Origin of the sequence: Mesobacillus boroniphilus JCM 21738 (assembly GCF_000517385.1) — a bacterium.
Lineage (GTDB): Bacteria > Bacillota > Bacilli > Bacillales > Cytobacillaceae > Mesobacillus > Mesobacillus boroniphilus.
On the sequence record NZ_BAUW01000103.1, the window covers coordinates 1 to 11,487 of the forward strand.

Below are 11,487 nucleotides of genomic sequence, written 5' to 3' on the forward strand. Positions count from 1 at the left end.
ATAAAGTTAAAAAGAAATCAGCCCTGAAGTAGGCTGATTTCAATATTTTTAGCTATTCATTAATCCAGGCAAGTCCAATTGTTCCCTGCCCTGTATGAGTTCCAGCCACCGGACTGAACGTAGTTGTGAAAAAAGATATGTCTGGAAAACGCTGCTGAAGTTCCGCGCGCCATTCCTCAGCCAATTCCTTCACATTTCCGTGAATGACACTTGCTTCTTTAATATTTGTTGAAGCCTCCTCAAAAATTTGAAATAGTCGTTCCTTGACCTTTCTTTCCGTCCTGATCTTATCAAAAAGGACTACCTTGCCATCATCGAACCTGACAATCAACTTTAATTTAATCAAGCTGCCAATAATCACCTGTGTCGTGGATAAACGTCCCCCCTTGTGCAGCTGCTCAAGCTACCGGGTGCCATATATAAATTGGCCTTGTCAGGCAGCGTTCTTAAATAGGAAACAATTTCAGAATACGACTTTCCTTGCTTTTGAAGTTCAACCCCTTTTTCAACCATGCGTCCCAATGGAAAGGAACCAATCTTCGAATCGATGACATCGACTTTAAAATCTACCATGCTGGAAGCTGCCGTGGAAGATTGGTAAGTCCCTGTCAGGGCGCTAGAAGCATGGATCGCAATCGCATGCTTATATTGCTCTTTAAGTTTCTGGTATAATTCCACAAACTCCCCAATAGCAGGCTGCGATGTTTTAGGAGGGACCTTAGAAGCTGCCAACTTTGGATAAAAATCTTCGGCAGTGATATCTACACCTTCCAAATATGATTCTTCACCAAAAATAATGCTTAAAGGCACAACATATATATGATTATCTTTTATGTATTCTTCTGTTAGTCCAGATGTACTGTCAGTTACCCATGCAATATCATTTAATGTCGTCATGATTTCTCCTGTTCTTATCAAAAATATCGTTGAATATGCTTACATTTTTTATGATATCTGAAGAAGCCTTATAAGACTATTAGTAATTTTTAAGAATACGATTTATTTGTAACAAACAATGATAAAGTTAATAACCTGGACACATGTTTCTCATTCCAATTAAAGGGAACAATTATAACAAACCTGACTGGAGGAAGTAACGAATGGACCCATATATCTACGGTTTATATTCCCTCATCTACTTGTTCTTATTCCTATGGGGACTAAAATTATCCATAAAAAATGGATTTTTTTCCTGGCTGAATGTTCTTTTGCTCGTTACATACGGTTTAATGTATGACAATCTTGTACTAGCTATGGGGAGCGTGATTGGGAAAGGAAGCTTATTAGAAGCCTTGAATGGTATGCGTTACTGGTTCCACGCATTTTTTACCCCATTATTGATTTTATTTTCCTGGGCAGCTATCAGGAAGACAGGAATCCGCCGGCTAAAGGGACGAGCAGGATTTGTCTTGGCGGGAGTCTTCACTCTGGCTATGATTATCGCTGAGCTAATACAAAATACCATCGGAATTAAGCTTGAGCCCGCCCAGAAATATGGGGTACTAAACTATGAATCTGCCGGATCACACGGGCCCCCAGTGATGATCATTGGCGTCACTGCTGCATTACTGCTTGCAGGGATTATCCTCTGGAAAAAGTTGAAGTGGAAATGGATGGCCGTCGGCGTCATTTTAATGGCTATAGGAAGTGCTGTGCCGATTCCATTGGAGAGTGATGCAGCTACCAACGGCTTCGAACTGATTCTACTGATTTCATTATGGGCAACAAAAGCTTTCCTTGAAAAAATTCAGATCAGCCACGATATGAGGCCTGATCTGATTTTTTTAAAACAAAGTCTTCACTTCTTGTGCTGTCAGCTGTTTCCCCGTTGAAACAACTTTTTCATCAATGACCAAAGCTGGCGTGCTCTTCACTTTATACTTTTCGATTTCCTTATTATCTTCCACCATTTCGACGACCGCTGCGACACCCGCTTCCTTTACCGCAGCATTTATACTTTCTTCAAGACTTTTGCACTTATTGCAACCAGGACCCAAAACTTTGATGATCATTTCCTCTTTCTCCTTTCGCATATAATCAAAACTTGTTTTATTTACATTTATAACTTGAATTTACCCTCATTTTGCAAATAAAAGACCTTTTCTGATTTATATTTTTACTCATAACTGATTAGGGTTGCCGACAGAGCTGGAATTTCAGCTTACGGCTTTTACATTTAGACAGGTTTGAAGGGATTGGGCTCGAAGCTGTCAAGATTCTCCTTTTATTTAGACAGCTTTTCAGTAGAATGGATCAAACGTGTTAAGATTCCAACTGAGCCTTCATTTAAATAGCTATTTCACCAAGAAAGTCCAATTACTTTTTAGCAATCAAAAAATGTGAGAAAATAAAATAGCAATTTAATTGATAAGGAGGCGCATGATATGCCACTAAATCTCCAAGATACTACTACATTACATAATGGTGTCAAGATGCCATGGTTTGGGCTTGGTGTGTTCAAGGTTCAGGAAGGTTCTGAGGTTGTAGAATCTGTTAAGGCCGCGCTTAAAAATGGCTACAAGAGCATCGATACTGCAGCGGTATACAGGAACGAGGAAGGAGTGGGCCTGGGTATCAAAGAAGCTGGTGTTCCGCGTGAAGAGTTGTTTATTACGACGAAGGTCTGGAATTCTGACCAGGGTTATGAATCGACGCTCCAGGCATTTGAAACGAGCATGGAAAAGCTTGGCCTTGATTACCTTGACCTTTACCTGATTCACTGGCCGGTAGCGGGCAAATATAAGGAAACGTGGAAGGCACTCGAAAAGCTTTATAAAGATGGAAGAGTCCGCGCCATTGGCGTGAGCAACTTCCATGTTCATCATCTTAAAGATTTAATGGCTGATGCTGAAATCAAGCCAATGGTCAACCAGGTTGAGTACCATCCTCATCTTGCCCAGACCGAGCTGCTTGAGTTCTGCAAAGCCGAGGGCATCCAAATGGAAGCCTGGTCTCCATTGAAACAAGGAGAGCTGTTATCAGAACCAACAATCGTTGCAATCGCTGAAAAGCATAAGAAATCACCAGCACAAGTAATCCTGCGCTGGGATTTACAAAATGAAGTGGTAACAATTCCGAAATCCATCAAGGAACACCGTATTATCGAAAACGCAGATATCTTTGATTTTGAGCTTTCTGCAGGTGATATGGAACGTCTGAACAGTTTAAATAAGAACGAACGTGTAGGTCCCGATCCCGATAATTTCGATTTTTAATTAAAATCAAATCAATTAGGCGCAGAATGAGTTTCTGCGCTTTTTTTATCCCTAAAAAACTAACACCAAATTATTATACCTAAACATAGTACTTGGTGCTAAAAATCACATCTTTTTATAACTCTGCATGTTAAACTGCAAAGGAATAAATTTAGAGAGGGGTTTTTAGCATGGACTTGCCAAAACTTAAAATTGGCCATATGGTTCCCAGTGTTCCAATAATGCAAGGCGGAATGGGGGTAGGCATCTCACTTAGCGGATTGGCATCAGCGGTTGCAAACGCAGGCGGAATTGGCATCATCTCTGGAACAGGGATTACAGTCGATGAGATGCGTCGGCATATCAGGAAAGCCAGGAAGCTAACACAAGGTAAAGGATACATTGGCGTAAACGTCTTGTTTGCGATGAATGATTTTGCTGAAAAAATGAAAGCTGCACTAGATGAAAAGGTTGATTTCATCATATCTGGAGCCGGAATTTCACGAGATATGTATTCATGGGGAAAGCAGGCTGGGATCCCGGTCATTTCAATCGTCTCCTCTGCAAAGCTAGCTAAAATCTCGGAACGGTTAGGTGCTGCTGCAGTGGTAGTTGAAGGATTTGAAGCAGGCGGGCATTTGGGAACCGACAAGCCCCTTTTTGACATACTTCCTGAAATTGTTGAGTCTGTGTCCATCCCGGTGATTGCTGCTGGAGGAATCATGACTGGAGCTGATATCGCTAAGGCTTTGTCCCTTGGAGCTTCCGGCGTCCAAATGGCACCAGGTTTGTTGCCAGCGATGAATGCGATGCTCCGCAAAGCTTCAAGGAGAAATACGTGTCCGCCACTGAAAAAGACACATTACTGGTGAAAACCACAGTTGGGCTGCACGGTCGGGCCATTGCCAATCATTTCACCAATCTAATCACTACCTCAGATAAACTTAGGATCAAAAAATGTCGTGATTGCCTTAAAAATTGCTCCTATCAATTTTGCACACTGGACTCTCTGCTCACCTCCGTTGCCGGCGATGTAGAGAATGGCCTAGTATTCGCTGGCGCTAGGGTAAGTGAAATTAAAGAAATCCTTCCGGTCCAGACGATCATAGAAAATTTAAAAACGGAATATAAGGCAGCCGCTCAAAGCTTTGCCTAATTAAGGATTATATTAGATTTAAGGCAGACCAGCGAATTGGCTATATGGGATTATTTCGATTTTTCAAAAATTTTCACAAAAAACAGACAACCGAATTCGTGGTTGTCTGTTTTGCTTCACATAGTTATGAAAAACTCCTGGTTTTTCTGCTGATCCTTTACATGAATCCGTTCATTAAAATAAATCTCTTTTTCATTCATCATTATGATGGTAGAGCTTCTTGTCCCGTATCCCTCGCTTTTAATGAACATCGGTGACAGCAATCGCTCCCATTCCAGCGAGACTCCTGTTGATGGCAGCAACTGATCCGGAGCCGGGCCGGCATTTTCCAAATGGGCAAATAACCTTTCAACCATATCTGATTGCTCTCCAGAAATGATGGTGGCAAGTCCCGCCTTCCCCCGCTCTACCTTTGGCCAGTCTGTATTAAGCAAGTGATTACTGACACCATGAATGCCGGATTCAATTTTTTGCAAAGGGCCTCCACGGTTGGAATAATAATATAGCTCCTCCAAATTCCCGGCTAGAAGATTATAACCCGGATATTCATGATGGCGATTGGCCAATTCATCTAAATAGGCTTGTGGATTATCTGTTTCTTTCAGGAAATCTGCAACAAGCTCCCCTCGTGTTCTTTTTCCAGCAGTGGTTTCACTTGGATCACGATAATTTGTCAGTGCAGCAAACTTGCCTGAAGTCGTCACCCCCATCCAGGTTCCCATTTTTTCAAGATCCCGGCCGGCGAGCAGTTCTGGCGCATCTTCCAAAAATAAGCCGGCGCAGTTTCTCGGGCATAAGCTTCATCCCTATTAGCAGCAACAATCAATTTATACTTCGGGTGCGCTTTGTAGGCAAATAATATCAAACACATTAATCATCACAGCTTTCGTTCATTTTCCACTATTATAACTCAAAGCAAAAAAAGAGAAGGACAAAGCCCCTCTCTCCTCATTTTTATAAAAGCATACCTGCCATTGCTGCACTCAGTAATGATGCAAGCATACCTGCGATGACAGCTCGTACACCCATGCGAGCGATGTCTCCGCGGCGATTTGGAGCAAGGCTTCCAAGACCGCCAAGCAAGATTCCCATTGAAGATACGTTTGCGAATCCACAAAGAGCAAAGCTGATGATCGCAACTGTTTTTGCAGATAATTGTTCAATTTGTGGTGCGAATGAAGAGTAAGCTACAAATTCATTCAAGATTAACTTTTGACCAATGAATCCTCCGGCTTTCACAGCCTCATCCCAAGGTACGCCGATTGCGAAAGCAAGTGGTGCGAATACAAAGCCCAGGATTGTTTCAAGCGTTATGTTTCCAGCTCCGAAGAATCCACCAACGAATCCAAGAATCCCATTGATCAAGGCAATCAATGCGATGAACGCAAGCAACATTGCACCGATATTCAAAGCTAATTGAAGACCAGTGCTTGCTCCCTTAGCGGCAGCATCAATCACGTTAACTGAATCTGTGTCTTTTTCCATTCTAAGTTCATCAGATGTCTCGGACTTTTCTGTTTCCGGAATCATTATTTTAGCAAGTACCAAACCTGCAGGAGCAGCCATGAAGCTTGCTGCTAGCAAGTATTCCAACGGAACACCCAATAGTGAGTAACCAATCAATACGGAACCTGCGACAGAAGCCAAGCCTCCAACCATGATGGCAAAAAGCTCTGACTGAGTCATTTTCGCAATGTAAGGCTTAACTACAAGTGGTGCTTCTGTCTGCCCTACGAAAATATTAGCTGCAGCTGATAGTGATTCAGCCTTGCTCGTTCCCAGCAACTTAGAAAGCGCTCCGCCCAGGATTTTGATGATTACTTGCATGACTCCCAGATAGTAAAGCACAGAAATTAAAGAAGAGAAAAAGATAACAACCGTTAATACTTGGAAAGCGAATACAAAGCCAATATTTTCAGCCTGGAACAATCCGCCGAACAGGAATTGCACACCCGCGTCTGTATAGTTAACGATTTCATTGACGCCAAGTGAAAGCTTTTTTAGTAAGAGTTTACCGGTTTCCCATTTCAATACTAAGAACGCGAAAATAAATTGGATTGCCAACCCGCCAAGGATTGTCCTAAAATTAATGGATTTTTTGTTATTCGAGAAAATAAATGCAATTCCCAAAACAACTGCAATTCCCACCAAACCCCATAAGATATTCATTTTTGACCCACCTCTTGTTGTGATATTTGCTGAAATGTTGATAACGTTTACAAATAATATGAAAAAAATTTCAATAAAACGTTTACATTTGTTTACTTCAAACTTTCTATAGCAAATATATCAGAACTGAAGAACTTTTGTAAATATTTTTTTTGAGCAAATGTAAAATGAAATTTATCCCTTTTCAACATTTCGACAAAAATACCCGCAAGGCCTCGAACCTATCGGGTATTTGTCTGTATCTTATGGCTTTTACTCTATTCACTGTATTTACTTATCTAACAAGAATTTTGCAGTGAATTGGTCCGTTACAAGCACATTTGTATACTTCCCTTTTAAAGCTCCATAAATACCATCAATTTTATGTGCTCCGCCTGCAACTAATATTGAATACTTCTTCTTCTTTAACTCTTCAAGTTCAATGCCCAAAGTTCTCGCATCCAGATTTTCGTTGCAAACCTTTCCATCTTTATCAAAAAATCGCGAACAAATATCCCCGACTGCTTTTGAATAAATAACTTGCAGATCTTCATCTGTAAAGTACCCCAACTGGAACAATAAAGATTCAGACTTTATCGGACCGATTGTATAGACTGCAATGTTCGATTGCTTCCCCATCTCCAGGATTTTCTTGATATGCCTGTCCGCCTCCATCGCTTGTTTGACCACGACATGGTCTACTATTGCCGGCAGCGGGAGATGATGGGGTGCGCTATTGAAGGCCTTGCCGAATAAGTACAATATTTCATTCGCGTAAGTATTCGTTTCAGAATGGCTGACTCCGCCTTTCAACTGGACAACCTTTACATTCTTGCACGCTTTCTGCTTCAGTTCCAATGCGACATGATAAAGGGTCGTTCCCCAGGTGACACCGATAATGTCATCATGTTCAACCGCTTCATTCAAAAAAGCAGCAGCCTTCTCCCCGAGATATGTTTTGATTACACTGTCCTCATATTGCGGAATATGGGTGACGATTGCCTTTTTCAATCCAAATTTTTGTTCAAGTTGAGCTGACAAATTCTCTACGTCCTCTGTCGGGTCCATGATTTTGATATCGACAATCCCCTCCTGCTTTGCGATTTGCAGGAACCTTGATACTGTCGGCCTCGATACTCCCAACACTCTGGCAATATCATTCTGGTTATAATCAAGTAAATAATAAAGCTTAGCTGCCTCGATTATCTTCAATAATTTTTCTTTTTCCATTCGTGATCACCCTTGGAAATGACATAAATTCAATACAATCATTTTAGCAAAAAATACGAATGAAAACATTTACATTTTAATAAAAGAAAAAAATGTTCATAAATAACCAGAGTTTTACATATGTTCATTTTAATCAGAACAATAAGAAGACCATAAAAAGTTTAGAACTTAAAAAGAAGAAAAGGATTGGTGCTAACCCAATCCTTTTCAGAAAGATTATTTAATTATTGCTATTACTGATTGAGCGTACTTCCTAGCCAGTGTAATCTTTTCTTCTTCACTCAATAAATGAAAGGGACGAGCATTCTTGAAGACAACCTGACCTACGAAAATTCCCCCAAGGTGCCTTGCAATAAGACCTGTATCGACTTTTTGACCAATATTCTCGAAATGCAGTACCAGCCCTTTTTCAAGACTTGAAAAGATCATGTTAGGCAAATCAACTTCCTCATTCAAATTCCCCATCAGACTTTCGGAAATAAGCATTTTAACCATAGGTGCATTTCTGGACAATGTCCCCAATCTATTCTCTATAATTTTTATCAAAAAAGCTTCAGTATCCTCTGTTTTTGCCATTTTGGCGATTTGTGAATCAAACTGTCTTTCCAGAACATTCTTGATGACTGTAATAAACAGGTTTTGCTTATTGGTAAATTTCCGGAACAATGTTACCTCAGCACTTCTGCTTCCTTTGCAATCTCTTGTGTTGTAGCCTGCAGTCCTTTTTTCACAAAAACATTCATCGCTGCATTCAAGATTTGTTCCGTTTTGTCCCTCATAGTGCCACCCCTATTTTACTGGTAATTCATTCTCCCCTACATGTCTTATTTTCACAAAACGGTCAAGAATAATCAAGATAGCAGGCATGACGGCAATCGAACTGAACAGTGCCAGGGAGATATTGATTAACGTCATCAAGCCGAAGTTGCTCAAAATGACAAAATCAGAGATTAACAGCGCGCTGAAACCGCCGATTGTTGTAAATGCAGACGCAAGGATCGCCTTTCCTGTCTTTCGATTCGTAATCATGATGGCTTCCCTGCTGTTCCTGCCTTTTCTCCGTTCTTCATAAAAACGCTCCATGATCAGAATGGTGAACTCTGTTCCAATTCCAATAATCAACGCTCCCAAGGTGGCGGTCAACGGGGTATATTTTATATCAAGTAAATACATGGCTCCACCAGACCACCCGACAATCAAGGCAATGGGGAGCAAAGGTATAAATGCTTTGACAGGATGGCGGTAAACTAACAGCAAGCCAGAAACACAAGCCCCATCCCGAGCAACGTCATTTTGTACCTGCCTGTAGTCAATGCGGTCACCATTTCAACATCCAGCACTGCTTTTCCGGTAACCGTTGTATCGACTCCTTCTAATTTTTTTGCTTTTAAATACTCATTTAAGTCATTGATGAACCCCTTGAGTTCTTCTGCATCAAGATGCTCAATGCTAATGGTGATGACACCTTTTGTTTCCTCTTCATTAATCAACAGCTTTTTCTGGTCCATTGGCATTTCTGACAACTGTTCCTCTATCTCATCGATTTTCGGAAGTTTCCCCTCATTCATTTGCCGAAGTGCAGTTGTGACTGAGCGTGAATCTACCACGGTTTCTGGAAACTCACTGTCCACCATTTCGGTAAGGTCATCCGCCCATTCCATCACTTCAGCAGATGACACATCACCCGCTTCATACACAATTGAAATTTGATCGGTACTGCCGAGAATTTCTCTTAACCGATGAATATCCTTTAACTCCTGTGTGTCCTGCGGCATAAACTTTTCAACATCAGTTTCGACCCCAGCTTGTAAATCAGCCCAAATACCTAAACCTGCTGATATGAAGGCAACAAAGATAATGAACCACTTCAGTGAAATCAGTTTCTTTGTGAACCAATAAAAGAACCTATCTTCCTTCTTATTTTTTAATATTATTTGATTCTTTTCCTTCCCATCTCCTTTGAAGAAATGATCTTTAGTGAATAAAATCGGAATTAAAATAAATACTCCTACGATAAAGCTGATGATCATTCCCACTGTAAGCATCTTGCCAAAATCCTGGATCATCGGTACAGGTGATGTGTATAAAGCAATGAATCCCAGCCCCGTAGATACTAAAGCTGTTAATACTGCCGGTACCATTTTCGTTAATGTTCGACGAAGTGCCTTCTTTGGTTTATTCATGGTCCTCCTCCTCTTCCGCCATTTCTTCCGTATACCTGTTCTGAAGCTGAATCGCATAATCAATGCCAAGACCTATGAGAATTGGAAACACAGCCATGGATACCATCGTTATTGGAATCTGAATCCACCCCATCAAGCCTACTGTTCCAATGACTGCTATTAAAATGATAGCTAGCGGAAGTAAGCGCCAACTAACATTAAAGGCAAAAAATAAAATGATGACCATGAACAATATAGATAGCATCATCATCTTCTGAATGCTTTCCTTCATCGATGAACGGATTGCATCATCCAGGACGGGTTTACCGGATACCATCGTGTCTGTTGACTCAATTTGATTTTCATTAAGATATGACTTTATCGTTTTTGAAACTCCACTTTTTACATCATCGGACACATTTCCATCAAACTTTACCATCATGAGCATGGTATGATCATCAATGATTACTTCGTTAAAAATCTCTCTCTTCTTGCCACTGTCATCATAAACCATGTATTCAAGAGTTTCCTGTTTTTCTGGCAACCCTGGTCCCAATGTATCAGAGTAATAATTCATCGTTGTTAAATTATCACTGATTTCAACCAGGTTTCCGCCCATTTCAATGAGTCCTTTGCTGAGCTCTTTTAAATCTTCCGTCTGCTTTGCCTTTCCTGCCCGGAAGTTTTCAAATTGTCCTTGCTGTTTTGATAATCCACTCTCAATTCTTTTTAAACCATTGATTGTTTGATCTGGAACATTTGGAAGAGCTGCAGATTTCTGAGCTCCCTGCAGCATTTTTTCAGAAAGCTGGATTAGTTGGATGCTCATCCTCTTAATCTGTTCTGCTTGCTGTTTCTGCTTTGGGTCATTTGCATCGTATTTAGAATCCAATTCTTCCAGTTTCATCCCAGCTTCTTTCGTTTGGGCCCCAAATTGAGAATAGCCATTAACAAGGTTTGTCGTTCCCGCCTTCAGTTTCTCCTGCCCTTGAATCATGTTATTTATTCCCTGATTAAGTTCCGACCTTTGCCTCTCAATATTTGGAAGCTGCCCTTCTCCAGATGTATTGTCTTCCATCTGCTCCCCAATCTCTATTAATTTTCCTCCCATTTCATTCAGACCATCCGAAACTTCCACTATTCCCTCTTTATATTTATCTGCTTGCTTGGACGATATTTCTTCCACCAAAACAACAGGACTCATGACGCTATAAACATTATCATGTGAATTAAGGATTGCCTCTAGTCCTTTCATGTGTTCCAGTCTGTCAACAGTCAGGACTTCTTGATCATCCGTTGCTTCATATAAGATGACAATGGATTCTCCCCCGAATTCTTCTTCAAGCTGCTGGTTATTTTTATATACCATTGATTCACTGCTTACCAGTGTCTCATTCCCAGTAGCCATTTGAACGTTCTTAGCCCCAGCAGCTAAAAGAACAACAGCCATAATCGTTAATAAAACGATTTTCACTGGATGTTTATACATCAATGAAGCAAGCTTTTTTTGCATGTTCTCTCCCCCTGTATTCTATGAATGTAAGTAATTACTTACATAAAGTATAAACTCCCTTCTCGATTATGTAAAGCCGAATTT

10 protein-coding genes and 3 pseudogenes are annotated in these 11,487 nt (G+C 40.7%); 3 read left to right on the forward strand and 10 right to left on the reverse strand.

Annotated features, from left to right (window positions below; all coding sequences use genetic code 11):
• Positions 1 to 52: 52 nt before the first annotated feature.
• Positions 53 to 897 (reverse strand): annotated as a pseudogene (locus JCM21738_RS27545) (DegV family protein).
• A gap of 203 nt (positions 898 to 1,100) precedes the next feature.
• On the opposite strand from JCM21738_RS27545, the gene JCM21738_RS18815 reads away from it, so the two are divergent.
• Complete coding sequence (locus JCM21738_RS18815; protein WP_052019792.1) at positions 1,101 to 1,832, forward strand: hypothetical protein; 732 nt, start codon at positions 1,101 to 1,103, stop codon at positions 1,830 to 1,832.
• Here JCM21738_RS18815 and JCM21738_RS18820 read toward each other — a convergent pair.
• Positions 1,785 to 2,072, reverse strand: a complete 288-nt coding sequence (locus JCM21738_RS18820) for a thioredoxin family protein (RefSeq protein WP_321172034.1) — start codon at positions 2,070 to 2,072, stop codon at positions 1,785 to 1,787. The genes JCM21738_RS18815 and JCM21738_RS18820 overlap by 48 nt on opposite strands.
• Before the next feature lie 312 nt (positions 2,073 to 2,384).
• On the opposite strand from JCM21738_RS18820, the gene pgoN reads away from it, so the two are divergent.
• Complete coding sequence (gene pgoN / locus JCM21738_RS18825) at positions 2,385 to 3,215, forward strand: glyoxal/methylglyoxal reductase (RefSeq protein WP_023625508.1); 831 nt, start codon at positions 2,385 to 2,387, stop codon at positions 3,213 to 3,215.
• A gap of 170 nt (positions 3,216 to 3,385) precedes the next feature.
• Positions 3,386 to 4,350: pseudogene (locus JCM21738_RS18830) on the forward strand (NAD(P)H-dependent flavin oxidoreductase).
• A 116-nt stretch (positions 4,351 to 4,466) separates the two neighbouring features.
• Here JCM21738_RS18830 and JCM21738_RS18835 read toward each other — a convergent pair.
• From JCM21738_RS18835 to JCM21738_RS18860, 8 genes and pseudogenes are all read right to left on the reverse strand, one after another.
• Positions 4,467 to 5,221 (reverse strand): annotated as a pseudogene (locus tag JCM21738_RS18835) (NRDE family protein).
• Positions 5,222 to 5,304: 83 nt separating this feature from the next.
• Complete coding sequence (locus JCM21738_RS18840) at positions 5,305 to 6,519, reverse strand: NupC/NupG family nucleoside CNT transporter (RefSeq protein ID WP_023625511.1); 1,215 nt, start codon at positions 6,517 to 6,519, stop codon at positions 5,305 to 5,307.
• 270 nt (positions 6,520 to 6,789) lie between these two features.
• Positions 6,790 to 7,728 carry a DNA-binding transcriptional repressor DeoR gene (gene deoR, locus JCM21738_RS18845; RefSeq protein ID WP_023625512.1) on the reverse strand — a complete coding sequence of 313 codons (939 nt, stop codon included), beginning with the start codon at positions 7,726 to 7,728 and terminating at the stop codon, positions 6,790 to 6,792.
• 216 nt (positions 7,729 to 7,944) lie between these two features.
• The gene (locus tag JCM21738_RS18850) at positions 7,945 to 8,394 is read right to left on the reverse strand and encodes a TetR/AcrR family transcriptional regulator (RefSeq protein WP_243463088.1); all 450 of its coding nucleotides are present in this window, start codon (positions 8,392 to 8,394) and stop codon (positions 7,945 to 7,947) included.
• A 2-nt stretch (positions 8,395 to 8,396) separates the two neighbouring features.
• A complete protein-coding gene (locus JCM21738_RS26235) occupies positions 8,397 to 8,507 on the reverse strand; it encodes a TetR family transcriptional regulator (protein WP_243463089.1) in 111 nt (36 codons plus the stop codon).
• Positions 8,508 to 8,517: 10 nt separating this feature from the next.
• The gene (locus JCM21738_RS26240) at positions 8,518 to 8,985 is read right to left on the reverse strand and encodes an MMPL family transporter (RefSeq protein ID WP_243463090.1); all 468 of its coding nucleotides are present in this window, start codon (positions 8,983 to 8,985) and stop codon (positions 8,518 to 8,520) included.
• Positions 8,976 to 9,911, reverse strand: coding sequence for an RND transporter family protein (locus tag JCM21738_RS18855; RefSeq protein WP_243463091.1), 936 nt, complete (start codon positions 9,909 to 9,911; stop codon positions 8,976 to 8,978). Before JCM21738_RS18855 ends, JCM21738_RS26240 begins: the two co-directional genes overlap by 10 nt.
• Positions 9,904 to 11,403, reverse strand: coding sequence for an MMPL family transporter (locus JCM21738_RS18860; protein ID WP_023625515.1), 1,500 nt, complete (start codon positions 11,401 to 11,403; stop codon positions 9,904 to 9,906). Before JCM21738_RS18860 ends, JCM21738_RS18855 begins: the two co-directional genes overlap by 8 nt.
• Positions 11,404 to 11,487 lie beyond the last annotated feature (84 nt).